The sequence below is a fragment of the Halorhabdus sp. CBA1104 genome, from assembly GCF_009690625.1.
In the GTDB taxonomy this organism is placed as follows: domain Archaea; phylum Halobacteriota; class Halobacteria; order Halobacteriales; family Haloarculaceae; genus Halorhabdus.
In genome coordinates, this window is sequence record NZ_CP033878.1 from 59,815 (window position 1) to 84,172 (window position 24,358).

Genomic DNA, 24,358 nt, shown 5'->3' on the forward strand with positions numbered 1-24,358 from the left:
ACTTACCGCTGGGGATCAGTCGGCCGTCGCTTCCGGCGACGTCTCGGTCGCTTCCTCGACGTAGTTGGCCGCGATGAAGTCCTCGTCGATGCGGTTGAGCTCTTCTTTGGGCAGCATCGACAGCAGATCCCAGGCGATATCGAGTGTCTCGTCGATCGTCCGGTCGGTGTCGTAGCCCTGATCGACGAACTCGCTCTCGAAGCGATCGGCGAAGTCCAGATACTTGTTGTCACGTTCCGAGAGGGCCTCGCGACCGACGATGTTCACCAGGTCACGCAGATCCTCACCCTCGGCGTAGGCAGCGAACAACTGGTCGGAGACGTCGCCGTGGTCCTCGCGGGTCAGCCCTTCACCGATTCCCTCGTCCATCAGTCGGGACAGCGATGGCAGGACGTTGATCGGTGGCCGGACGCCCTGGCTGTTGAGGTCGCGGTTGACGTAGATCTGGCCCTCAGTAATGTATCCGGTGAGGTCCGGGATCGGGTGGGTGTCGTCGTCGCTGGGCATCGTCAAGATCGGGATCTGCGTGATCGACCCCTCGACGCCCTCGATCCGACCGGCCCGTTCGTACAGGCCCGCCAGGTCGGTGTACATGTACCCGGGGTAGCCCCGGCGACCCGGGACTTCCTCGCGTGCGGCCCCGATCTCCCGCAGGGCCTCACAGTAGTTGGTCATGTTCGTCATGATCGTCAGGACGTGATACCCCTTCTCGAAGGCCAGGTATTCGGCGGTCGTCAGCGCCAGCCGCGGCGTGATCGTCCGCTCGACCGCGGGGTCGTCCGCGAGATTCATGAACACGACCGACCGTTCGAGTGCGCCCGTACGCTCGAAGTCGTCCATGAACTCGTTTGCCTCCTCGGCGGTGATCCCCATCGCCGCGAAGACGACCGCGAACTCGCTTTCCTCGTCTTCTTCTTCCTCTTCTGGCACCTCTGCCTGACGGGCGATCTGGAGGGCGAGTTCGTTGTGGGGCAACCCCGAGCCGGAGAACAGCGGGAGCTTCTGGCCCCGAACGAGGGTGTTCATGCCGTCGATAGCGGAAATGCCGGTCTGGATGAACTCCCGCGGATACTCTCGGGAGACGGGATTGATCGCCTTGCCGACGATGTCCTGGCGCTCATCGGGGACGATGTCTGGGCCGTCGTCGATCGGCTGACCGGTCCCGTCCAGTACCCGACCGAGGAGATCCTCGGTGACGGGCATTTTCATCGTCTCGCCGAGGAACCGGACCGAACACTCCCGATCGATCCCCTGGGTACTCTCGAAGACCTGAATGGCGACGTGGTCGCTGGTCGATTCCAGCACCTGGCCCCGGCGGATCTCGCCGTCGCCGGTTTCGATCTCGACGATTTCGTCGTAGCCGACTGGTTCGTCCGTCTCGACGAACACCAGTGGCCCCGAGACTTCGGTAATCGTCTGATACTCTTTCATTGGTACATCCCCCGTAGCTCCTCTGCAATGTCGGCTTCGATCTCCTCGATGAAGGCCTCGTACTCTTCGGTCGTCCCGATCCGGTTGAGCCTCGGCGTCGCGTCGAGGTCCGTGATCTCGTCGACCGGGACACCCGCGTCCAACGCATCGAAGGCCTCGTCGTTGAACGTCTTGATGGCCTGCATCATCCGATAGGTCTTTGCCGGCTCACAGTAGGTGTCGACGTCGTGCAGCGCGTTTTGCTGGAGGTAGGCCTCTCGGATGTACCGGGCGACCTCCAGGGTCAACTGCTGGTCGGCCGGCAGCGCATCTTGGCCGACCAGCTGGACGATCTCCTGTAACTCGCTTTCCTCGTCTAGGGTGTCGATTACCCACTGGCGAATCGCCGGCCAGTCGTCAGCCACCTCGTCGGTGAACCACGGGTCGAGCTGGTCGCGGTACAACGAGTAGGACTCGTCCCAGTTGATCGCCGGGAAGTGTCGCCGTTCGGCGAGGTCGGCGTCAAGCGCCCAGAAGGTCTTGACGATCCGCAGGGTGTTCTGGGTCACCGGTTCCGAGAAGTCACCGCCGGGCGGCGACACTGCGCCGACGACCGTAACTGACCCCTCGGTGCCGTTTGCGTTCTGGTAGTAGCCGGCCCGCTCGTAGAACTCACTGAGGCGAGCCCCGAGATACGCCGGATACCCCTCTTCGCCGGGCATCTCTTCCAGTCGCGAAGAAATCTCCCGCAGGGCCTCGGCCCACCGCGAGGTCGAATCGGCCATCAGCGCCACGTCGTAGCCCATGTCCCGATAGTACTCGGCGATCGTGATGCCGGTGTAGACCGACGATTCACGCGCCGCGACGGGCATGTTCGACGTGTTGGCGATGAGACTCGTCCGTGACATGAGGGGTTTTCCCGTTTTGGGGTCTTCCAGCTCGGGGAAGTCCTCGATGACCTCGGTCATCTCGTTGCCACGCTCGCCACAGCCGACGTAGACGACGATGTCTGCGTCGGCCCACTTGGCGAGTTGATGCTGGGTGACCGTCTTCCCGGACCCGAACGGGCCCGGAATCGCGGCTGTCCCACCTTTCGCGACGGGAAACAGGCCATCGAGGATGCGCTGACCGGTCACCAGCGGGTCGGTCGGGGTCTCCTTGTCACCGGCCGGCCGAGCCTGGCGGACCGGCCACTCCTGGTGCATGGTGATCTCCTCGCCGTTGTCGAGTTCGACGACCGTCTCGTCGACGGTGAAGTTCCCCTTCTTGGCGTCGATGACCTCGCCGCCGTCGTAATCGGGCGGCACCATCACTTTGTGCTCGATACTCTCCGTTTCGGGAACGGTCCCGACGATGTCACCGGCGGTGACCTCGTCGCCTTCCTCGACGGTGGGGGTAAACTCCCAGGTCTTCTCGATGTCGATGCCGGGGGCGTCGACCCCACGGTCGAGAAACGCCGAGTCCATCTTCTCTTCGAGCCCTTCGAGGGGCGCTGGACACCGTCATAGATGTTGTCCAGAATCCCCGGCCCGAGGTCGACCGACAGCGGCGCACCCGTACTCTCGACGGGTTCGCCGGGGGCGACGTCGGAGGTCTCCTCGTAGACCTGAATCGTCGTCAGGTCGCCCTCGATCTCGATGATCTCGCCCATCAGCCCTTCTGAACCGACGTAGACCACGTCGTTCATCCGGGCGGAAAGGCCCGTCGCCGTGACGACGGGACCGCTCACGCTCTCGATGACGCCGTCTTCACGGACGTCGGATTGTGTAGCTTGACTCATGTTTGCTCCTCTTCGTCCATCAGGTCGATACCGATGGCGCGTTTGATCTGGTCGCGCAACCCGCCACTGCCGGCGCCGCCGCCCAGCGTCACCAAGACGGGATCGACGCTCGTCTCGACGCGGTCGCGTACTTCACGCGACAGGTGTTCGAGGTCCGGCTCGTGCATGACGATGATCCCGACTTCCTCGTCCTCAAGTAGTTCCGTGACGGCCGCGTCCATCTCCTCGCGGTCCGGCTCGGCTGGCACGTTCGCGAACTTGCGGACGCCGGCCAACCGGAAGCCGGTCGTGAAATCGGCACTCCCGATGACGGCGATCTCCTTGCTCATAGCATCACCAGATCTCGTTCGATCTCGTCCGGTTCGAGGCCGCTTTCACGGCCGCGGGCGATCGCGCGAATGTTGTCGATCTCCCGTTCCTTCGCGAGGATGTACGATAGCACCGCGGTGATCGACACCGGATACCGATAGGACAGCGTATCGGCGTACTCTAACAGTGCAGCGTCCAGGGCGTGTTCGAACCCGATTAGATCCACCGCGGATTCGAGATCGTCCAGTGCGGTCGAGAGGTCCTCACCGTACGTACTCTCCCGGACGTGTTCGACCAGGCGCTCGACGTCTCCGACGAGTGTCCGGACTTCGCCGGCGTCAAAGAGCTGCCCGCCGTCGATGTAGTATTCGGCTGGGTCCATGTCCGCCCCGCTCCGGGCCAGCCGCAGCGCGTTTCGAAGGTTCCGGAAGTCGATCTCCGCCTGGAGGAATTCGAGGTACAGCTGGGTCGCGCGGTCGGCTCGATTCTCGTCTGGCAACCCTTCGATCAGTTGCTCGTAGAACGACCGATCGACCGCGTTCTCTAAGGGGACGAGCAACTCTTGGGCTTCGAAGTCATCGAAGGCCGACACCAACGGCTCCTGAAAGATCGTCCCCTCGAGGCCCTCGATCGCCGCCTCGATCGTGTCCGCGTTTTCGAGCCGGTCGAGCGTCTCAGCGTCGAGTTCCCCGGCCCGGATGAGGTCCGAATCGATCGCGTCGGCGTCGGCCCCCGAGTAGATTCCACGGAGCACCGTCTTGACGTTCCAGGCGTCGAACCGCCGGAGGTACCGTGCGACGTAGTTATACACTTCGCCGTCGGCCCACCGGAGCAGGTCTTCGAAGTGCCTGGCCATGTTCTCGGTGAGCGCGTATTCGATGAGGTCGACCCCGGAGTAACGCGCCCCCAGGGCGTTCATCTCGCGCTCGTACTCGGATTCTTCCATGAACCGGGCGATCTCACCGGCCCCCATCCGTACCAGTTTCCGGTAGTCGTTCTCGTCGAACAGCGCGGCTCGCCGGGAACGAACCCGGGCGACGACGTATTCGTAGTTGGTCTGTCCGTCGGCTGAAAAGGACCTTCGCCCGCTCATTGGTCCGAATCGGCGTTGCTCGTGACGTCCTCGAGATCGTCGTCGATGTCTCCGAAGAGCCGATCGCTGATCGAGCGGATCTCCGATTCCCAGACGTCATTGAGGACCGAATCGAACGTGTTTTTGACGCGGACGCGGGAGGCACTGCTCTCGATGACGACGCCGCCCAGGCAGTCCTGCTCGCCCGCAAGCGTTGCGTCGTAACTCTCGAGGATCGACTCGAGCATCGCGGCGTCCTCCGATCTGCCGTAGACCTCGATCTCGCCGTCCTCGAACTCTTCGAGCCCGCTTTCGAGCAGTGTCCGGGTCAGCTCCTCGCGCCGATCGCCCTCCAGGGACGCAAGCGCCGATTCGACGCGTTCTCGAACCGTCCCGAGAACCTCGCGTCGGGCGGCGAGTCGCTCCTGTTTGGCTTCGAGGGTCGCACTCGAGAGTCGCCGCTCACGCTCCTGGTCGATCTGGCGTTCGATCTCGCGTTCTCGCTCGGCGACGATCTGTTCGGCGTCGGATTCGGCCTCGCTGATGATCTCCTCGGCCCGCTGGTCAGCGTCGGACGTGATCTCCTCGGCACGCGTGCGGGCTTCCTCTCGGATGTCTTCGACGACCGTTTCGAGGCTCATGAATCTCGAGACCCTCGGTTACAGCGTCAGGAAGACGACGACCAGTGCTAGAATGACGAGCGTCTCCGGGAGGACGGTCAGGATGAGTACCTGTCCGAACAGGCTGTCGTCCTCGGCGAGCGCGCCGACGGCGGCCGATCCGATGCCTCGCTCGGCATACCCAGCAGCCAGGGAGGCAAGACCGACGCCCAGTGCCGCGGCCGCAAGCGGTTCGAGAAGGGGCATGTTCAGTACCCCTCCGAGAACTGGCCAGCTCGTTCGGTACGCGATACGCCGTTATCGTCGGTCGAAAGTAGTGTCATAGTCATAGGTTTGCGACTGGCTCCTGTTCGGTTCAGGAACATTGGTTTCGAGCATCCTGATTTCGGATCACAACCATCATAAAGCTTCTCAAAGCGGTCGGGGCGAGAGGCACCCGTCTGGTCGAATTCGGCCGGCTGATGGGGGTCAAGCGCAAACGAACGCTCCCGGCAACGTACTACTTTCCCCGGCGGCTCAATCTCCAGCCGTGTACTCGCGTTCGTGTCCGAACGGCCGGTAGGCCGTCCCGCCGCCCTCGTAGAACTTCCCGAAGAACTCGACGTACTCCAGGCGAACGCCCTGGAGACCGGCTGAGGACACGCCAAGCAGGAGAACCACGAGGTGCCCGAGTACCAGGACGATGATGCCGGCGAGCCAGCCAAGGACGAGCATCACGGGTCCGCTCCCGTTGACCAGTCCCGAGAAAACCACGTACTCGGGATTTGGCGCACTTTCCATGAAGAAGATGAAGTGGAACTCCCCTCCATGCAGCGTCGCGCCGAAGACCAGCAGATTGACGACCAGTGCCATGCCAGCCTTCGCCAGCAACACCGCCGCGAGCCGGGTATAGGACACCACGTGACCGAACGCTTGTGTGATGCTCTCGACCAGGGCGATCCCACCTTCGGCGTAGATCGCCAGGGCGAGGCCGACTCCCGTCATCACCAGTCCGGCTGTCCCGACCGTCGGCGAGAAGCCGGTAAAGCCAAGCGGCAGCGCCGCCGCCTCACCGCTGGAGAAGACCGTGAACATAAAGTCCGGCTTGGGGCCACGGGCTTCGGTACTGAATACCCACAGCCAGATCCCGGCGGTGAGCATGATCCACGAACCACTCTCGATGAACGCCTCGCCGACGCCGTGATGTACGTTGTTGATAAAGTCAAGCACCCGGCCGCCGATCAGGTGCACGATGCCGGCGACGATGCTAGCCAACAGCCACGCCTGGGCGAAGACGATGTAGTGTGGCTGGAGCCCTTTGTGGATCGGCGGGTGGCCGTTCCAGACGATCTCACCGAGCTGGTGGAGTCCGAAGAATTCGCCATAGAGGACGCCAAAGAGCGCGGTGAAACCGCCGGCCCACATGCCGACGCCTCCGAGACTCCGAAGCACGTCGCTTTCCATACGAGAGTAGATCACATATCCGAGCAGGAAGTACAGGATCCCGTACCCGAGATCGCCGATCATGAACCCGAAGAACAGCGGGAACGTCAGGAACAGCGCGACCGTGGGGTCGATCTCCGTGTACTTCGGCCGGTTGATGACTTCGACCAGCGATTCGAACGGGCGGACCGAGCCGGGGTTCTCTTGGACGACCGGTGGCATACCGGTACTCATCGGCAGGATCCCGCTCGTCCCCCCGTCGGTGGCTGCGGTCGATTCGCCACCGTCGGCGGCTACCTCGGCGGCTTCATCGTCGTCCGCGTCGGGCGTTGCCTCTGGGACTGGTTCACTCTCGGTCGGATGACCGTCGCCGTCGTAGTCGGCCCGTTCGAGCTCGTCGATGTCGACGTGCTCGCCGACGGTGTCCCGGAGCGCGGCCTCGAAGTCCGCAACTTCGTCGGTCGGGATCCACCCCTCCGCGACGAAGGCGTTGTCGGTCGTCGCGAAGGTCAGCGGTGCCTCGCGTTTTTGGACCTCGATCGTGAGCTTCTCTTCGGCTGCCAGTAGGAACCCTGCGACGTCGAGTTTCAGTTCTTCGAGTTCGTTCTCGACGGTCGATAGCTGGGACTCCAACTGCTGGCGGCGGTGGTGGATCTCTTCGAGGTAGGTTTCGGGATCGCCCTCTCCGTCTGGGAGTTCGACAGCCGTGAATTCGGCCCCGACGAGGGCATCATCCAGCGCCTGCTCGTCGGCTGGGTAGGCGAAGGCCGCCAGTGTCGACCCTTCGGCGAACACCTCGAAGGCCTCGATCGCGTCGGCATCTGCAAGCGCTTTTCGTAGTCCGTCCGGGTCTCCCTCGCCGACCGCAACGGACAGTGACTCGTATCCCTTCAGGAGGTCGAGGTCGATCCCGAGCCGGACGAAAAATTCCATACGATCGATCCCGTCTTCGACCTCTCGCAGATCGTGCTCGAGTTCCTCGCGTCTGTCGTCGAGTTCGTTGACCTCCTGGCGGATCTCTTCGAGTTCCTCTTCTAGGGCCTCGTCGGTGACGAGCCGGGTTGGCCCGGCATCCCCGGGTTCGATTCCGAGCGTCGACTCCAGGGCACGGACGGTGACCAGCTTATCCGACGCTTGGTCGGCCCCTTCTGTCGGGTTTCCCGGTTCGAACCCGTCGAACGAGCCGTCGTACTCGGTGATGTGGAGCAAGTCGAGTTCGTGGACAGTCTCGATTACGTCGGCCATGACGGCCTTGGAGCCGGTCACCGAGACCCGGCTCATCCGCTCAGGTCTGAGCATGTACCGCCTCCTCGAAGGATTCGATGACGTGTTCTACCACCTCGTCGACGCGTTCATCGGCCTGGGCTTCTAGCCGCTCGCGAGCTTTCTGCCCCTCTTCGAGCCGTGCTTCGCGCTCGGCATCGATCTCTTCACGGGCCGCTTCGAGGCGCTCGTCGGCCATCTGTTCGGCCTCCTCGTGGGCCCGCTCGCGGATCTGCTCGCCTTCGTTCCGTGCTTCTTCGAGGCGCTGGTCGCGTTCGTCTTCGGCGTCAGCGACGATCTCCTTTGCCTCCCGCTCGGCCTCCTTGATACGGTCGAGAACCTCGGGCCTGGGCATCTATCAGTCGTCGTTTGCCAGAGCGCCCATATGGGTGTTGCGAAGTGTCTGTCCCGATCACTGGAAATTGGCGGCAAGGGTTGCTCGGTTCGATCCGGGGAATTAACCCGATGTGGCCCCAAGCGAGCCCTAATGGGGCTGCTCGAAGACAAGGACCGCGCGCGGCTGTTCTACAAGTACCTCTCGACGGTGTACGACCGAATCAATCCGTTCATCTGGAACGAGGCGATGCGTACCGAGGCGCTGGATCTCCTCGAGATCGAGGCCGACGATCGTGTCCTCGATGTCGGTTGTGGGACTGGCTTCGCTACAGAGGGCCTCCTCGAACACACTGAGAACGTCTACGGACTCGATCAGAGTCCACACCAGCTCGCGGAAGCCTTCGAGAAGTTCGGGACTCGCGGCCCAGTCCAGTTCTCTCTCGGTGACGCCGAGCGCCTGCCCTTCGCCGAGGATACCTTCGACGTCGTTTGGTCGTCGGGTTCGATCGAATACTGGCCCAATCCCGTCGATGCGCTCGAAGAGTGTCGTCGCGTCGCCCGCCCGGGCGGGCAGGTACTCATCGTTGGCCCGAACTACCCTGGCTCGACGATCTTCCAGAAGCTCGCCGACGCGATCATGCTGTTTTACGACGCCCAAGAGGCAGACCGAATGTTCGAGGCAGCCGGCTTCCAGTCGGTCGATCACGTGACGATGGGACCCTCGTACAACCCCGAAATCGCGATCACGACCGTCGCCCGCGTTCCCGAGTGACCGGTCCCTGCGGTCTGAGCCGACTGTGCCCCACCGCCAGTCACTCGGCGATGACTTCGAGCTCTGTGAGGACACGCCCGTCTCGACGAACCGTTATCTCGACGCTTGCACCATCACTTACCAGCGGTGCGTTCGAAGTCGCGAGTTCGAGGACCCCGGTTTCGCCTGCGGTCCAGTTCCCGCGCGTTGCGCTGTTGAACGGCCCGGTCGGCCCGCTCTCGAATCCCGTAGCGGCAAAGAACGGGATCGGCGGCTGGTGATCGAGCGATCGACCGTCGACTGTGATTCGGACGTCCAAGGTGTCCGGATCTAGCGCTTGTCCGCCCTCGTGTGTGAGCGTGATACTGTCAGCACTCGCGTCCGCCGTGGCGCTGAACCGAGTCGCCGGTATCGAAGGCTCGACGTCTGGCGTAAAGACGACTGCGCCGACCGTCCCCGCCAGCACGATCGTTATCGCCACCAAGAGAACTGTCCCGACAACCGGCGATATGGCGCGCTGGGCCATTAGCAGGGGTGGCCCCACTCTGGTACTTCAACGGTAGCTTCGAGTGGCTGTAAGTCGCCGGTCAGTCACCCCATCGTGACCGAGATGCTGTTGCCCCGTGCCGTCGACGCCGTGACTGTCTGGCCGTCGAGTCGAGCGAGCCACAATTGTCCGTCAGCCCCAGTCGTCCCGACGGTTGTGTCCTCTACCGAGAGGGTCGCCGCCACTGGTTCGGTTCTCTCGGGAGTACTGACTACGATCTTTGCGGGCCCCTCAGCCGTCGTTCGGTTGATCTCGATCGCCAGTGTCTCGGTTTCGTTTGCGGCGACGGTGGTCGTCGGCAACCGGGATAACTGGAGGCGATGGACTTCGTGGAAGACAGCCGTCGTTCGTCCATCGAAGTAGGCATCCAGAGTACCGTGGGCGTGGCTGAGTCTGACCGGATAGATCGCCGAGTCACCGAATCCGCTGATACTCGGGTTCGACACCAGGTTGTCGAACGCCCACGGATAGACCGCTTGGGCGCGTTGATGGGCGCTGACCAACGGTGACGAACCGTTCGTCGCGAACTCGTTCGTCCCACTGTCGGCACGCGCTGTCCACCGTGTCGCTTCCCGGACGTACGTGCCGCCGTCGATCCCTGCCAGGACGATACCACCATCAGCCGTGCTGGTCACGACGCGGGCCGGATCCCGGTTACCCCGTGTCGCGCCGGCGACGGTTTCCATCAGCGGCCCGGTCAACGAGACGATCTCGGCATCAATACGGGCGAGACTGACGGCCAGTGCCGGGGGTAACGAGACATCGTGTCGTTGCGTGACGCGATCGATGGTATCTGCGCGCATTCTGACGGTGTGGGCCGCCGCTTCGATCCGGGTGAGGGTACCGAACAGTTTGGTTGCAGTCATCTCGCCCCGGTTGTAGGCCCGAACCGCGTCGATGCGTGCAGTTCGTAACCCTTGGCCCCGGGTTCGCAACTGCTCGATGGCTCTCCGAACTGTGTCGATCTGAGCAGATCGACTCTCGGCGGTTGCAAACTGTCGCTGGAACGTTCCGCTAGCTACACGACTCTGGAGCTGCTCACGATCGCTCGCCAGCGTGCTGGAGAGATCGGCATCGACAGTGTGTTGGCTGCCAGTCGCGCCGTTTTGGAGCTGCAGCCGGTTGATCGTCTCGTTTTCGGCGCTGACTGTCTGGAAATCGGCCGTCCCGGTGCTCGTGGGGGATGGGACGGCAGCGACAGTGCCGACCAGCAGGAGGGCAACCAGGCCGCACGTCGCGAGGACCGAGCGTCGTCGCATCAGCATTCGATTATGCGGCGGGATACAAAAACCCAGCTACACTGACGTCACCGTCCGTTCAGTCGCCGCTTTGGCATTCCAAGGCCGCCTTTGGGACGCAGTTTAACGCCGCGAGACGATTTATCCCGCCCGCTAACGTTTCACAGATGGAAAGGGTTTTTCCACCAGGCAGGATAGGTGGGCAGTACATGGCCCCGCTGTTCCGCGTGGCGGCCCTGGCGCTGGGTGTCGTCATCGTCCTTCAGGTCGGGATCGCCGCGGGTGCGCCTGTATCTAGCACTAATGGCTATGCTGTCGCTGATGGTGCTGTTGACGGTAATACGACGATGACGATCGCCCTCCAGGCCGACGGCGATGCGCGTTGGAACGTGACAATGTCTGTCTCTCTGGAGGACCCGATGGCAATCGAGTCGTTCAGACAGACGGGCAAAGCGTTCGAAGCCGGTGACAGTGACGTCCTCTCGATCGAGACGTTCCGGCAATTTGGGGCGCTGGCCAGCCAGGCGACCGATCGAGAGATGGCTCTCGATAACGTTACTCGTACGGCGAGCGTCGACAACGGGACCGGACAGCTTGCGCTGTCGTTCACCTGGCGGAACTTCGGACGCGCCGAAGGGACGTACCTCTATGTCGACGATGTTTTCGAATCGCCGACCGGGACGTGGCTCGACGGATTGGCTGCCAACCAGCAACTCCTGATCGAGGCGCCAGATAGCTTCGAGATTACCAGCGCTCCCAAGGGCTTTACCAACAAGACGATCCGCTGGGCCGGGCCGACTGCATTCGAGCCGTCGTACCTGTCGATCACGTATCGTTTCGATGCGACGACGAACACACCGACCGTGACCGAAACGACAGCTGGATCGGTAGACAGCGATGGGAGCATCGGTCCAGTGCCCATTGTCCTCTTCCTGTTGATCGTGGGGGGCGGCTCAATCTACGTGTTCCGTCGTGGCGAGTTCCCGGCGTCCGATGGATCCGACACGGCTGCTGACTCGTCGTCGGCCACCAACGACGAGCAGGCGCTCGAAGCACCCGCCCAGGAACCCACAGATGCGCCGGCCGATGGCCCCGACGAGCAACCAGCTGACGACACTGACGACGGCACCGACGCCGGCTCACCTCCGGACCGTGAGTTGTTGAGCGACGAAGAGTACGTCGAGGCGTTACTCGAGCACAACGGCGGCCGGATGAAACAAGCGGCTATCGTCTCAGAGACCGACTGGTCGAACGCAAAGGTCTCTCAGTTGCTCTCCTCGATGGCCGACGATGATCGCGTCGAGAAACTCCGGATCGGCCGCGAAAACCTCATCTCACTGCCGGAGTTTGAAAACGAAGAGTAACTGACCTGGGGTCGTGCGTCTCGGTGCCGGAAGATAGACGCCTTCGTCACGTACTTGGTCAACCAGCCCGTTACAGCCCCCAATGGAGTATTTGGAGCGACGACGGGGTCTCATCGAGGACCGACTCGAAGCAGTGCTGTCACGGGTCGATCCCGAGACGCTTTCGACGGAACTCGAACACGTCGTGCTTTCAGGCGGCAAACGAGTCCGACCGACGGTGACCCTGTTGGTCTGTGAGGCCGCGGGTGGCAAACCGGAAGAGGCGGTCGATTATGCTGTCGGCGTCGAGCTCGTCCACAACGCCTCGCTGGTCGTCGACGACATCATCGACGACTCCGAGCTGCGACGCGACGCCCCCAGCGCGTGGTCGGCGTTCGGTCACGGGCCAGCGATCGTCGCCAGCGACGGCTTACTCGGTGAGGCCTTTGCACTGTTTTCGACCGACGAACGCGCGATGCGAGCGGTCTCGGAAGCGATGGTCGATCTCGGCGAAGGCGAAGCGACTGAGCTCGTCGCCAGGCCTGACTCGGAGGCGGGCTATCGCCAACTCGCCCAGCGCAAGACGGGAGCGTTGTTCCGGGCCGCGGCCGAACTGGGCGCGATCGCTGCCGACGCGGATGCTCATACGGTCGAAGCTTTCGGCCAGTACGCTGAACGCGTCGGCGTCGCCTTTCAGATGCGTGATGATGTCCTCGATGCGACGGCCGATGCAGACCAGTTGGGCAAGCCCACCGGTCACGACGCCGCGATGGAACGGCCCTCGATCGTGCAGGTGACCGACCTGTCACCTGCCGAAGCCGACGAACGCGCTCGCGAGGAATCACAGGCAGCCCTCGATCAACTCGATGCGCTCGCGGCCGAAAACCAGCAGGCACTACAGTACTTACAAGACCTGGCGACGTTCGTCGTCGCCCGGGAACGCTGAGTCGCCGGCCGTGTTCACTTGCCCAGGTCGCTTCCAAGCACTTTCGCTGCCGTGAGGATGGGGTCCCACGTCGGCCCGAACGGCGGCGCGTAGGAGAGATCTACGTATTCGAGTTCGGTGACCGTCATTTCGTTCTGGATCGCTGTGGCGACCGTATCGATCCGCTTGGCGACGCCCTCCTCGCCGACCATACTCGCACCCAGGACCCGACCAGAGTCGGCATCGCCGACGAGTGTTATCTCGATATCGGCTCCCCCCGGGTAGTAGTGGGCACGGGACGGTGCGGTAATCGAGGTCGACACCGGGTCGAAGCCGGCAGCGCGTAGCCGTTCGCCATCGAGCAAGCCGGTCCGGGCGACTTCCAGGTCGAAGGCTTTGAGCGTGGCTGTGCCAGCGATCTCTCCGACTGGTGTCGGCTCACCGGCGACCGTCGCCCCGACCGCGCGGCCGGCCCGGTTTGCCGTCAGTGCCAGCGGAACGTGGGCTGGCTGGCCGGTAACCGCGTGCGTCATCTCGGCGCAATCGCCCGCAGCATAGACGTCTTCCGCGCTCGTTCGCCCATAGTCGTCGGTCGCGATCGCGCCCGTCGCACCCAGCTCGATACCTGCTGTCTCAGCGACCGTCACCCTCGGTGCAACACCGGCTGCGACGAGCGCCGCGTCGATCGCCTGTTCGCCCTTGTCGGTGACGATAGCCTCGACCCCGTTCCTGCCGTCGATTCGGTTGACCTGTGTGCCGGTGTGGACACCGATGCCGTTGCGCTCGAGTGTTTCGGCGACGGTTTCGCCGACCGTGCTGCCGAACGGGGAAAGTACGTGCTCGCGCATCTCGAACATTTCGACGTCGAGACCGCGGCCGCGGAAGGCTTCGGCCATCTCGATACCGACGTAGCCACCGCCGACGATGGCGACGGTCTCTTGGCCGGTCGCCTCGTCGGCGTAGGCTTTGAGCGCACGACCGGACTCCATCGTGTGTAACGTGAAGACGTCATCACGATCGAGTCCCTCGATGGGCGGCTCGATCGCTTTCGCACCTGTCGATACCAGAAGGTCGTCGTAGGACTGCTGGTACGTTTCATCTCCGGTCGTCACCGTCACTTCCCGCTGGTCGGGGTCGATCGCTGTCGCTTCTGTACCGGTCCGCAGGTCGACGTCTCGTTCGTCTCTGAATCGGTCGGCCGGGATCGCCACGAGATCTTCGAGCCGCTCGATCTCGTCTTTGACGTAGTACGGGAGGCCACAGGCACCGTAAGAAACCCACTCGCCACGTTCGAGGACCACAACCTCCTGCCCAGGGTCGTCCCGCTTTGCCTTGCTCGCCGCGCTCATCCCGGCCGCGTCGCCGCCGATCACCACGAGTGTCTCGCCCATATCGGCCGTTCGACCTGGCAGCGCTAAAGTATTGTCACGAGTGGACAACTCTCGTGGACGGCAAACGGGATGGGCGCACCATCCCGAGGTAGTCTCGCTAGTCCAAGCGTGCCTACCGAGCCGATTGGTTGGTCGTCGGCCAGTCCTGCCGCTCGATGTGATTTCTGGACGGCAAAATACCGAGTGCCGTTACAGCGAGATCGCGTCGACCGGACACTGCTGTTCGGCCTGTTCGGCCTCCGGCGTCACTTCGTCGCTGACGGCTTTGGCTAGCCCGCCGTCCATCTCGAACGTTTCCGGCGCGACGCTCGCGCAGATCTCACAGCCCGTACAGAGGTTTTGATCAACTTCTACCATCGTATCACTTCCAACTGTGACTTGTTGCTCGGCCTGTTTAGTTCAGGCGCGCGTTCCCACGTGCTGGAAACAGCAGTGAACATCCCGGCAGAATCCTGTCTCCTTGTGGCTGGAGACGCGATATCGACCCGATCACAGCTGGCACTCGTGGTTGCCACACGAGGTGGTGACACGCTGCCGGCCACTAGGCCTCCCACGGTGCCTGTGCTCCTTCGTGATCTTCGTCTTCGTCCGGCCCGTCACCGTCGTCCTCGTCGAGGAACTCCTCGTCTTCGGGAATGAACACGCCCTGTCGCATCGCTTCGAGCCGCGGCATCATACTGAAATGGTAGTAGACACTCCAGACGAGGCCGACCACGGCGGCCATTCCACCCATCGCCAGCGGATCCTCGATCCCGAGTTCCGCGACGAGGAACCCACCGGACATGACGAGTGCGACGTTGTAGACGTATATCGCAAGTTCTGAACGGTCGATGTCCATGGTGTATCGTCGCGGGACCTGGCTCAAAGGAACTGTCGGTCCCGATCGCCCGCGAGTTGCCTGTCACGGCTGGCTGCTCAGTCGTCGTGACCGACCGTTTCGCCTGGATAGTCTTTCTCGCCAGCCTCGATACGGATATCGAGCCAGTTTGCCGTGGGAACGAGTGGACACTCGTAGGCCCCATTGTACGCACAGGTTGGGTTATACGCCTGGTTGAAGTCAAGGATCCATTCGCCGTCGTCCGTCTGCTGGCTTTCGGGTTCGAGGTCGAGATACCGGCCAGCGCCGTACGTTTCGCCGTCGTTCGTCGCGTCGCGGAACGGCACCCAGAAGCGATCCTCGCCCGATGCGGGCCGGTAGGCCTGTAACGTGACGGATTCGTCGTCGATCTCGACAGTGAATGTGCCGTACCGGACGTACCGTTGCTTGCCGTCTGCGGTCGTTTCGACCGTGAGCTCCGCTTTCTCGTCGTGTTCTTCCAGCGGGACTTCGAAGCGATAGGCCGGGTCTACCTCGTAGTACTCGAGTCCGGGGAACGCGGCGTGATTCGGGATCGGGGATCGCGGATGATCGGCGAAATACGTCTCCTTTTCCCCACGCTGTTCGCGAATTCGCTGGCTGTAATCTTCGGTGCTCATCACGCGTCGATACGGCCCCCGGACAGTTAACGGTATTGCGCGTCTCACTCAACACCATAGGATGCCCGCGGCATCCTGCCGCCCTCGCTTACTGTTGGAGGCGACTCAACCACTGACCGACGCGGCCGGAACTACCCGTCACGAGCCGATCGGAGTTGAAGACCCGGATCGCGAGCCAGATCATCCCGATCGCGAAGATCGCTTCGTAGACGATCCCGCCGATAACCATCGTGGTGTCGTTCAACAGCAGTCGTTTGGGGGCGATCGCCGGGTGGGTGAACGGAATCGCGAGCAGGATCGCCCGGAGCGGCAGCGACAATTTGGCGACGTCGGTGAACATCGTCGCGAACATGGGCACGATCGCCAGAATGGAGATGGGAAACAGCAGCATCTGTGCACCCTGGCGGTCGCCGGCGAAAATGCCCAACACGAGTGCTAGCGCGAGGACGCCGACCAGCGAGAGGAACAGCGAGATCCCGACGATCGCGTAGTCGACAATTCCCAGCGAGAGGGCTGCACTCGCTGTGCCGTCGGTGAACGACGACTGATAGTAGTAAATCGAGACTGTATAGAGGGCCGCCCCGAGCAGTCCGATCGAGGCGCTGCCGACGAGTTTCGCCGCGACAATCGTCGATCGTTTGACGGGCATCGTCAACAGGGTTTCGAGCGTTTTGTTCTCTTTTTCGGCCCCCATCGAGTTGATCACCATCTGGCCGGAGAAGATGATCACGAACATGATGACAACGGGGATGAAGATGAACTGCGTGGCGAACGACCCCGAGAGTGTCCCGGGCGAGGTATTTTCGAGCGTCGTGCCTTCCAGATACGTCGTGTACGCCGGCCGGATCGGATCGAGCATCGCTGGTGTCGTTCCGGTGACGTTCAGTGTCAGGACGCGACCGGTCGCTTGGAGGCGCTGATCGACCTGTGCCGACGACGAGATGCCCGAGAGGCTGAGCGACCTGACGACCGAGTGAACGCCGACGGTGCCAGCCTTCCGCTGGTGGATGCGTTCGGTGAACCCGTCGGGGATGACGATCAATGCTTCACCACCCCGTTCGTCGACCATCTCGACAGCAGCGGCTGGGTCGCCCGATTCGGCGTAGTAGACGACCGAGGCGTTCTGACCGATGGTCGCGTTGACGAGTTCGCCGTACTGGCCGTCGTCTTCGTTGAGGATGCCGATCTCGGGTTGACCAGCTGTGGTATCGTCGATGCCTCCGATTCCTTGACCCAGCCCGACGAATATCACGGGAATCAGTAGGATCGGGAGGAGGTACCGTGGCCGGAGGAGTTCGCGAGTCTCCTTCCAGAGTAGTCGCCAGAAGTGATTCATGCCACCGCCTCCAGAAAGGCCTCTTCGAGATTTTCGGCGTCGTACGTTTCGATCACGTCCTGTGGGGCACCGTCGGCGACGATCTGGCCGTCGTTGAGTAGCCCGATCCGGTCACACAAGTATTCGACTTCGAGCATGTTGTGACTCGACAGCAGGACGCTGCGATCCTGGCCGGGAAATTCCTTGACAGTTTTCCGGATCGTCCGGGCGTTTTCGACGTCTAACCCCGACGTCGGCTCGTCTAAGATCGCCAGGTCCGGTTCGGTCATGATCGTACTCGCAAGCAGGAGCTTCCGGGTCATTCCCTTCGAATACTCGCTGGTCTTGCTCTCGATGCGTTCGTCCAGGTCGGCGATTTCGATGCCACGCTCGACGAGTTCCTCGGGCCTGTCGCTGTAGAAGTCCGCGACGAACTCCAGATACTGCCGGCCGGTGAGGTTGTCGTAGGACCCGGCGTCTTCGGGCAGGTACCGGATACGCTTACGTACCGCGTTGGGATCGCTCTGGACGTCAGTGCCGAACACGGACACGGTTCCGCTGTCGACGTTCAACAGTGTCGAGAGTGTCCGTAACGTCGTGGTCTTGCCAGCGCCGTTGGGGCCGACCAGTCCGAATATCTCGCCGGGCTCGACGCTGAAGGAGACGCCCTGGAGGGCCTGTACGTCGTCGTATCGTTTTTCCAGGCCGGCTACCTGGACTGCTGTGGGACCCATCGGTTCTCGTCGTGATTGTCTCACAGGGCCTCAATTACACTTTTGGTCCTGACAGTATCGGCCGCTGAGAAACACACGGCGTTTGCGAGTTCAGACCACGTCGGGACGAACCCGAAAGCGCTGATAGGCTCCGTGAGACAGTTCCAATGCCCCGAGCCACCAGTTCCAGCGCTCGGCGAGTGTCGATCCGTCGGGCGCGTCGGCCAGATTCGTGATGACGATCTCGACACCCAGTGACTCGTCGAAATCAGCCTCGTACACCCCTCGGTCCGCCAGGTCGGTTGCTTCTCGGGCCACGATCCGAGCAACGTCTCGGTCGGCCTCGAACCGCTCGACAAGCCGGGCGTGCAGGCGCTGTCGATCCACGTCTGAGCGTTCGTCGGTGCCCTCTTGAACCCTCCGAGTTGCTCTCACTCGTGACCGATGATCGGTTGGGGCTCGTACGGTTCTTCTAGATACTCGACGTCCGACTCGGTGAGATCGATCTCCATGGCCTCGACGGCGTCCTCTAAGTGTTCGACGCTGGTCGTCCCGACGATCGGGGCCGTAACGTACTCGTTTTGATACTGCCAGGCCAGGGCGATCTGGGCCATCGTCACGCCGTATTCGTCGGCCAGTTCCTGAACACGCTCGTTGATCTCTCTGCCTCCGCCACGGGTGTACTGGTCGGTCGGATTGTGGAAGTTCTCGGGGTCGCCGCGGTCGGTCGCCTCTAGCTCTTCGAACGGGCGCGTCAGGAAGCCCTGGCCGAGCGGCCCCCACGGGATCACACCCATGTCTTCCTCGTCGGTCAGGGGCAACATTTCTCGCTCTTCTTCGCGGTAAGCCAGGTGGTAGTGGTTTTGCATCGTCTCGTAGCTCACGAGATCTTCGCGCTCGCTCACCTGCAGGCGCTCGGCCAGTTGATAGGCCCACATCGAGGAGGTCCCGACGTGCCGGACTTTTCCCTGCCGGACGGCGTCGTCCAGCGCCCGCAACGTCGTCTCTGGTGGCGTGTTCGGATCGACTCGGTGAGTCTGGTAGAGATCGATCGTGTCCATGCCCAACCGATCGAGACTGTTCGCTAGTTCCTGTTGGATCGTCTTGCGTGAGAGCCCGGCGGCGTTGGGCGTCTCCTCGCCGACGGGAAAGCGAACCTTCGTCGCGACAACTTGCTCGTCACGGTCGTATTCGTCGAGAATATCGCCCAGAATCGCCTCGCTTTTGCCGTCGGAATACGCGTTCGCGGTATCGAAGAAGTTGACGCCAAGATCGATTGCACGTTCGATGATCTCCCGACTTGCTTGCTCGTCGAGCATCCAGGGCTCCTCGTCGCCAAAGCTCATGGCCCCGAGGCACAGCTCACTGACTTCCATTCCGGTCGAACCGAGTGTCGTGTACTCCATACAGTGGCTGTTCGCTACCCAGCGCCAAATCTGTTACGTGTGAATGACTATATCATCACCTGTAATTGGAGTGGACTACATCTCGAAGGCGTAGAACTGCTCGGGATCGGGGAAAAACTGCTCGGGATCGTCGTGCTCGATTGTTCCCACCGGCGTGCCATCGAGCTGTTTGACGTGTGTGAACATCTTTTCGCGTTCGAGGGCCGCCCGGACCAGTGGCGGGGCGTGTTGCATCCGGTAGGTCCCGGCAACGAACAGCGCCAGCTGTTCGTCGAGGTCGAGACATTCTGTGACGACGAAGGCGTGACCGCTACTCGTCGCCTGGTAGACGACCGTTTCCTCGAAGGTTGCTCGATCAGCGAACGACTCCAACTCTCCAGCCTGGTTGCTCGGGACGATGTAGACTAGTCCCCACTCTTCGTCCTCGCCCGAGTCGGGGGGTTTGGGCGTCGTATCGTCGGATGTGAGTACGAGCGTCTCGAAGCCGTTGGCGGCCCGGTCTCTCGCCATCGCCTCGGCGTCCTGTAGTGTCTGTTCCCACCCACTGTGGGCCTGTTCGCTGGTCGCGAGCAATCGTTCGCCGTCGTCTAAGGACACGTCGTCGGGGCCGAGTCTGACCATGGGTACTGATACAGCCCCACACCATTAAGGAGTGCCCATCGCCGTGGCCCTTACCCGGCGGTAACGCCGAGTCCGACTTCGAGCAGGATCGAAACACCCAGCAAGACGAGGCTGGTGACGAACACCTTCACGTCGCGGCTCACACAAGCCTCGCGTGGGAGGTGCGTGCCCGCAAGCGGCGGCAACGTGTGGATCCGTTGTTCGAACCCGAAGGCTTGGTCCCCTTCGACGCTCATCCCGAACAGCCGGGAGACCGGCCCACGTCCGTGTGGCGTCGGCTGGATGCCGAACGTGCCAACGCCGAACAACAGAAATCCGACCACGAACAGCGCGTACTTGAGTGTTATCAGCCCATCGCCAAACACTAGCGATAGCATGGCCAGCACAAGCACCACGACTGCCGAGACGTACCCGACCCACAGCGCGAACTCGGCGTACCGCAACCTGCTAAGAGTCACTGGTACGACGCTCGATGACCGGCTTTACGTCCTCGTAGTCAGATTCGTGACGGTGGCAGTAGCTCATGTGCTCGGCTTCCCCGACAGGGTGAAAGTCCGGCCGCTTGAGGTCACAGACGCCGTTGAACGCGTCGTTCAGATGGTCGCGTGCATCTGTCGGCCGTCCCTCTTTTACCAGTTGGGCAGCCGTTTCGATGTGTTCGTCGACGTCTGCCGGGACATCGAGGTCGCCAAAGAAGTCTGCGACTGTCTCGTCGATGTCGTCGTACGCCGAGAAGCGTCCGAGCTGACGTTTGAGGCGATTGACGGCACTGAGATTCATTCGTGACCGCTCACGGACGACTTCCCGGAAGCGTTCGATCGCGTCCCAGACCGCCTCGTCGACGTCTTCGTATCCCTCTGGCCGGATCTTGGCCGGACACCGCGTCGAGAACTGACAGCCTGTCGGCGGATCGCGGGGACTTGGTGGAGTCCCCGGTAGCGTGATGCGACGGGAAGATGCCGACGGATCCGGATGTGGGATCGCCGAGAGGAGTGACCGCGTGTAGGGATTGTGCGCGTCCGCATAGACTGCCTCGGTGTCGCTTATCTCCATTATTTTCCCGAGGTACATGACTGCGACCCGATCACAGATGTGCCTCACGACCGCCAAGTCGTGGGCGATAAACAGGTACGTGAGATCGAACTCTTCTTGGAGATCCTCGAGCAGCGTGATGATCTTCGCTTGCACGGAGACGTCGAGTGCACTGACTGGTTCGTCGAGGACCAGAAACTCCGGCTCGAGGGCTAACGCTCGTGCGATGCCGACTCGCTGGCGCTGGCCGCCCGAGAACTGGTGGGGATACCGATAGTAGTGTTCCTCCCGGAGCCCGACCGACGTCAGCAGGTCCAACACTCGCTCTTGGCGCTCCGTTTTGGTCTTCCAGTCGTGGGCGTCGAGCGGTTCGCGAATGATCTCTCCGACTGTCATCCGGTCGTTCAGGCTAGACTGGGGGTCCTGAAAGACCATCTGGGCGTTCCGACGCCAGTCTTTCAGCTCCTCGCCCGATAGTGTCGTAATGTCAGTCCCGTCGAAGGAAATGGTCCCCTCGGTCGCCTCTTCGAGGCGAACGAGCGTTCGCCCGAGCGTGCTTTTCCCACAGCCAGACTCACCGACCAGTCCCAGTGTCTCCCCGCGTTTGATCGAGAAGCTCACGCCGTCGACGGCTTTGACGGAGGAACTGGCGAACATACCGCCGTCACCGTAGTGTTTTTTCAGATTCTCGACCTCGATCAGCGTCTCACCCAACTGTGCCGCCTGTTCGGGCTGTTCGATCCCGCTACTCATCTGTAGTCACCTCTGTTTCGACATCTTCCCGGTCTGCTAGTGCTCTGTGGTGCTTGAGCCGTTCGTCTTCTGTCTTGTCTTCGGGATAGAGCAGACATGCTGCGGTGTGTTCGACTGTCTCGCCGACGTCGATGTGTTGGGGTGCCATCTCGTCGCAGGCGCCAAACGCCTGTGGACACCGAGGCGCAAACCGACAGTGGTCGGCCGGGGCGTTCGGGGTCGGCACTTCGCCTTCGATGGTGTTGAGCCCTCTCCACGGGAGTGTTCGCCCGGTATCGACTCGATGAGGGCACGCGTGTATGGGTGCTCTGGTCGATCGAAGAGGTTCTCGACTGACGCCTTCTCGACGATCTGTCCAGCGTACATCACGTTCACGCGATCGGAGATATCGGCGATGACTCCCATGTCGTGCGTGATGAACAGGATTGCAAGGTCACGCTCCGCCTGGAGGTCCTTTAGCAGATCCAGTATCTGTGCTTGAATCGTCACGTCGAGTGCGGTCGTCGGCTCGTCGGCGATCAGCAGGTCTGGTTCACAGGCCAGCATCATCGCGATGACTGCCCGTTGGCGCATCCCTCCGGAAAACTCGTGTGGGTGCTCGTCGAGACGGCGTTTCGCGTCGGGGATACCCACTGATTCCAGTAGTTTTGTCGCCTCTTTGGTTGCTTGTGCGCCTGTGATCCCGCGATTGATCTCCAAGGCTTCCCGGATCTGATTGCCGATCGTATAGACGGGATTGAGCGACTGCTGGGGGTCCTGAAAGACCATACCGATCCCGCTTCCACGGATTTGCCGATACTCGGCATCGGAGAATGCCGTCAACTCTTGGCCCTTGAATCGGATCGACGATTCCGGAAGTACCTCTCCCGGGGAGTCGACCAGGCCCATGATCGAGCGGGCGGTGACGCTCTTGCCCGAGCCCGATTCACCGACGATACCGACCGTTTCGCCGGGATAGACATCGAAGTTCACGCTGTCGACGGCCCGGATCGTCTCCCGGTCGGTATGGAAGACTGTCTGGAGATCTCGGACCGAAAGCAGCGGCTCACCTTCCCCGCGTGCGCTCTCGGCAGCTTCCTCACGGGACATCAGGCACCACCCCCTGCAGCCGCCTCTTCGGCTTCGGCGCTTTCGGTCTCGGGATCGATCGCATCCCGAATGCCGTCGCCGAAGGCGTTGAGGCCGGTCACCAGCACGACGATGATCAGCCCAGAGAGCAGCGAGATGTGCCACGATGACGTCGCGACGTAGCTCTGGCCGAGCGAGACAGCCCGTCCCCAGGCCGGCGTCGGCGCACTGATCCCGAGCCCGTTACCGAGGAACGACAGCGCCGAGAGGCTGATGATGATACCACCGGTCGTCATCGAGGCGTACACGAGCAGGTAGCCCACGATGTACGGGAGCATGTGTTTGCGCATGATCGTGCGCGGGCGCTGCCCGAAGCTTCGTGCGGCATCGACCCACTCCTCTTGGGCCACCTGGAGGGCCGGCCCACGTACAGCCCGCCAGAGAAGCGGCCAGGTCGTAAACGCGAACACGAGCGCGAGGATGAACCCGCCGTCTAAGATGTTCCCGAGCCAGTGGTTCGCGAAGACCGCACTCACCATGATCAACAGGATCAACCGTGGGACTGAGACGATCCCGTCGGCAGTGGTGAGGATGCCCAGATCGATCGAACCGCCGTAGTACGCCGAGACCATCGACAGTACGGCCGCGATGAGTGTCGCAATCCCGATTGCCATCCCAGCGACGATCATCGTGATCCGGGCGCCACCCATGAGGAACGTGAACAGATCGCGCCCGTTACTCAGTGTCCCGAATGGATGGAACCGGTCGAAGTTGTCGTAGGTCATCGGCCCCACGTTCTCACCGCTCCCCTTGGATTTCGAGTTGAAGTTGGCGTCGCCGACGAAGACTGTTTCGACTGATTCGGCTTCTGCGTCGTAGTACTTGATCTCGTGGCTGTAGGAACTCTGGATGTTCTGTTCGACGGTCGTCGGCCCGAGTGCCGGCCCGAAAATCGCCATCGTCAGGTACAACAAGAGGACGAGAATGCCGAACTGTCCCCAGCGGTGGCCCCGGAGCCGTCTGACCATGTCGTCGGTCGGTGTCCAGTCGGCCTGCCGGTAGTGATCGCGATAGACCTTCCAGCCACGGTACAGCCAGTAGCTCACGAGCAGTGCGTAGACGACGATCAGCGTGAGTCGCAGTGCCCACGCGAGTGCAGGCTCCAGTCCCAGGAACGTCCCTTTCCACGGGCCGTTCGGGCCGGCCATATACCCCTGATTGGGGATCGTTTCCCGGCCCAACAGCGTCGGGAGCGAGCCGGCCCACTCCGCCAGACCCGTCAAAAACGTCGAGCCGGCTGCTTGAACGTCGAGGACTGTACTCGTTGCACCCCCGGCGACGGCCCCGACGAGCAACTCGACGAGAGCCGTCACGCCGACGAACGTCCGTTCGAGTGTGGCGAACAGGAGTGCCGCGTACGTGCCGAACTCGACGGCGATCAAGGCGAGTAGCACGGCGAGCCACCGGAGGAACGGCCGTGGCGATTCGGCGATTCGCGTTCGGAGCCGCACGCGTTCGAACCCGGTCAACTCCTCGCGCGTCGTGGTAGCTGTAGTATCCGACATCG

At 62.2% G+C, this 24,358-nt stretch carries 24 protein-coding genes and 2 pseudogenes; 3 read left to right on the forward strand and 23 right to left on the reverse strand.

Annotated elements, in window-relative coordinates; translation table 11 throughout:
- Positions 1-15: 15 nt before the first annotated feature.
- The 8 genes and pseudogenes from Hrd1104_RS00340 to ahaH form a co-directional block, all read right to left on the reverse strand.
- Positions 16-1,431, reverse strand: coding sequence for a V-type ATP synthase subunit B (locus Hrd1104_RS00340; RefSeq protein WP_154550878.1), 1,416 nt, complete (start codon positions 1,429-1,431; stop codon positions 16-18).
- A pseudogene (locus tag Hrd1104_RS00345) lies at positions 1,428-3,190 on the reverse strand (ATP synthase subunit A). The gene Hrd1104_RS00340 and the pseudogene Hrd1104_RS00345 overlap by 4 nt, the downstream one beginning before the upstream one ends.
- Positions 3,187-3,519 carry a V-type ATP synthase subunit F gene (locus Hrd1104_RS00350; protein ID WP_154550879.1) on the reverse strand — a complete coding sequence of 111 codons (333 nt, stop codon included), beginning with the start codon at positions 3,517-3,519 and terminating at the stop codon, positions 3,187-3,189. The pseudogene Hrd1104_RS00345 and the gene Hrd1104_RS00350 overlap by 4 nt, the downstream one beginning before the upstream one ends.
- Positions 3,516-4,592, reverse strand: coding sequence for a V-type ATP synthase subunit C (locus Hrd1104_RS00355; RefSeq protein WP_154550880.1), 1,077 nt, complete (start codon positions 4,590-4,592; stop codon positions 3,516-3,518). Before Hrd1104_RS00355 ends, Hrd1104_RS00350 begins: the two co-directional genes overlap by 4 nt.
- Positions 4,589-5,212, reverse strand: a complete 624-nt coding sequence (locus tag Hrd1104_RS00360) for a V-type ATP synthase subunit E (protein WP_154550881.1) — start codon at positions 5,210-5,212, stop codon at positions 4,589-4,591. Before Hrd1104_RS00360 ends, Hrd1104_RS00355 begins: the two co-directional genes overlap by 4 nt.
- A gap of 18 nt (positions 5,213-5,230) precedes the next feature.
- Positions 5,231-5,437 carry a hypothetical protein gene (locus Hrd1104_RS00365; RefSeq protein ID WP_154550882.1) on the reverse strand — a complete coding sequence of 69 codons (207 nt, stop codon included), beginning with the start codon at positions 5,435-5,437 and terminating at the stop codon, positions 5,231-5,233.
- 270 nt (positions 5,438-5,707) lie between these two features.
- Entirely contained in the window at positions 5,708-7,912 is a 2,205-nt protein-coding gene (locus tag Hrd1104_RS00370; RefSeq protein ID WP_154550883.1) for a V-type ATP synthase subunit I, read from the reverse strand.
- Positions 7,899-8,231: an ATP synthase archaeal subunit H gene (gene ahaH / locus Hrd1104_RS00375; protein WP_154550884.1), complete on the reverse strand. Its 333-nt coding sequence runs from the start codon at positions 8,229-8,231 to the stop codon at positions 7,899-7,901. The genes Hrd1104_RS00370 and ahaH overlap by 14 nt, the downstream gene beginning before the upstream one ends.
- Positions 8,232-8,363: 132 nt before the next feature.
- Between ahaH and Hrd1104_RS00380 the strand changes: the two genes are divergently transcribed.
- Positions 8,364-8,984, forward strand: a complete 621-nt coding sequence (locus tag Hrd1104_RS00380; RefSeq protein ID WP_154550885.1) for a methyltransferase domain-containing protein — start codon at positions 8,364-8,366, stop codon at positions 8,982-8,984.
- 40 nt (positions 8,985-9,024) lie between these two features.
- Here Hrd1104_RS00380 and Hrd1104_RS00385 read toward each other — a convergent pair whose 3' ends face one another.
- Entirely contained in the window at positions 9,025-9,489 is a 465-nt protein-coding gene (locus Hrd1104_RS00385; protein ID WP_154550886.1) for a type IV pilin, read from the reverse strand.
- A 65-nt stretch (positions 9,490-9,554) separates the two neighbouring features.
- Positions 9,555-10,769: a hypothetical protein gene (locus tag Hrd1104_RS00390; RefSeq protein WP_154550887.1), complete on the reverse strand. Its 1,215-nt coding sequence runs from the start codon at positions 10,767-10,769 to the stop codon at positions 9,555-9,557.
- Between the two features lie 188 nt (positions 10,770-10,957).
- Here Hrd1104_RS00390 and Hrd1104_RS00395 point away from each other — a divergent pair, with 188 nt between their 5' ends.
- Together Hrd1104_RS00395 and Hrd1104_RS00400 are read left to right on the forward strand one after the other, a co-directional pair.
- Positions 10,958-12,112, forward strand: a complete 1,155-nt coding sequence (locus Hrd1104_RS00395) for a hypothetical protein (RefSeq protein WP_154550888.1) — start codon at positions 10,958-10,960, stop codon at positions 12,110-12,112.
- A gap of 82 nt (positions 12,113-12,194) precedes the next feature.
- A complete protein-coding gene (locus tag Hrd1104_RS00400; protein ID WP_154550889.1) occupies positions 12,195-13,037 on the forward strand; it encodes a polyprenyl synthetase family protein in 843 nt (280 codons plus the stop codon).
- 14 nt (positions 13,038-13,051) lie between these two features.
- Here the strand turns inward: Hrd1104_RS00400 and Hrd1104_RS00405 are convergent, their stop codons facing one another.
- The 13 genes and pseudogenes from Hrd1104_RS00405 to Hrd1104_RS00465 form a co-directional block, all read right to left on the reverse strand.
- Complete coding sequence (locus tag Hrd1104_RS00405; RefSeq protein WP_154550890.1) at positions 13,052-14,407, reverse strand: FAD-dependent oxidoreductase; 1,356 nt, start codon at positions 14,405-14,407, stop codon at positions 13,052-13,054.
- A 189-nt stretch (positions 14,408-14,596) separates the two neighbouring features.
- Positions 14,597-14,764: a ferredoxin gene (locus tag Hrd1104_RS00410; protein ID WP_154550891.1), complete on the reverse strand. Its 168-nt coding sequence runs from the start codon at positions 14,762-14,764 to the stop codon at positions 14,597-14,599.
- A 184-nt stretch (positions 14,765-14,948) separates the two neighbouring features.
- Complete coding sequence (locus tag Hrd1104_RS00415; protein WP_154550892.1) at positions 14,949-15,245, reverse strand: hypothetical protein; 297 nt, start codon at positions 15,243-15,245, stop codon at positions 14,949-14,951.
- Positions 15,246-15,322: 77 nt separating this feature from the next.
- Complete coding sequence (locus Hrd1104_RS00420) at positions 15,323-15,883, reverse strand: DUF1684 domain-containing protein (protein ID WP_154550893.1); 561 nt, start codon at positions 15,881-15,883, stop codon at positions 15,323-15,325.
- 88 nt (positions 15,884-15,971) lie between these two features.
- The gene (locus Hrd1104_RS00425) at positions 15,972-17,219 is read right to left on the reverse strand and encodes an ABC transporter permease (RefSeq protein ID WP_154550894.1); all 1,248 of its coding nucleotides are present in this window, start codon (positions 17,217-17,219) and stop codon (positions 15,972-15,974) included.
- On the reverse strand, positions 17,216-17,932 hold the full coding sequence (locus Hrd1104_RS00430) for an ABC transporter ATP-binding protein (RefSeq protein WP_154550895.1): 717 nt from the start codon (positions 17,930-17,932) through the stop codon (positions 17,216-17,218). The genes Hrd1104_RS00425 and Hrd1104_RS00430 overlap by 4 nt, the downstream gene beginning before the upstream one ends.
- A 90-nt stretch (positions 17,933-18,022) precedes the next feature.
- The gene (locus tag Hrd1104_RS00435; protein WP_154550896.1) at positions 18,023-18,298 is read right to left on the reverse strand and encodes a hypothetical protein; all 276 of its coding nucleotides are present in this window, start codon (positions 18,296-18,298) and stop codon (positions 18,023-18,025) included.
- A gap of 44 nt (positions 18,299-18,342) precedes the next feature.
- The gene (locus Hrd1104_RS00440; RefSeq protein WP_154550897.1) at positions 18,343-19,317 is read right to left on the reverse strand and encodes an aldo/keto reductase; all 975 of its coding nucleotides are present in this window, start codon (positions 19,315-19,317) and stop codon (positions 18,343-18,345) included.
- Between the two features lie 75 nt (positions 19,318-19,392).
- Positions 19,393-19,938, reverse strand: coding sequence for a hypothetical protein (locus Hrd1104_RS00445; protein ID WP_154550898.1), 546 nt, complete (start codon positions 19,936-19,938; stop codon positions 19,393-19,395).
- A gap of 50 nt (positions 19,939-19,988) precedes the next feature.
- Positions 19,989-20,396 (reverse strand): hypothetical protein, encoded by a 408-nt coding sequence (locus Hrd1104_RS00450; protein WP_154550899.1) that lies wholly within the window; start codon positions 20,394-20,396, stop codon positions 19,989-19,991.
- Complete coding sequence (locus Hrd1104_RS00455; RefSeq protein WP_154550900.1) at positions 20,386-21,723, reverse strand: ABC transporter ATP-binding protein; 1,338 nt, start codon at positions 21,721-21,723, stop codon at positions 20,386-20,388. Before Hrd1104_RS00455 ends, Hrd1104_RS00450 begins: the two co-directional genes overlap by 11 nt.
- Positions 21,716-22,812 (reverse strand): annotated as a pseudogene (locus Hrd1104_RS00460) (ABC transporter ATP-binding protein). Before Hrd1104_RS00460 ends, Hrd1104_RS00455 begins: the two are co-directional and overlap by 8 nt.
- Positions 22,812-24,356 carry an ABC transporter permease gene (locus Hrd1104_RS00465; RefSeq protein WP_154550901.1) on the reverse strand — a complete coding sequence of 515 codons (1,545 nt, stop codon included), beginning with the start codon at positions 24,354-24,356 and terminating at the stop codon, positions 22,812-22,814. Before Hrd1104_RS00465 ends, Hrd1104_RS00460 begins: the two are co-directional and overlap by 1 nt.
- Positions 24,357-24,358: the final 2 nt, after the last annotated feature.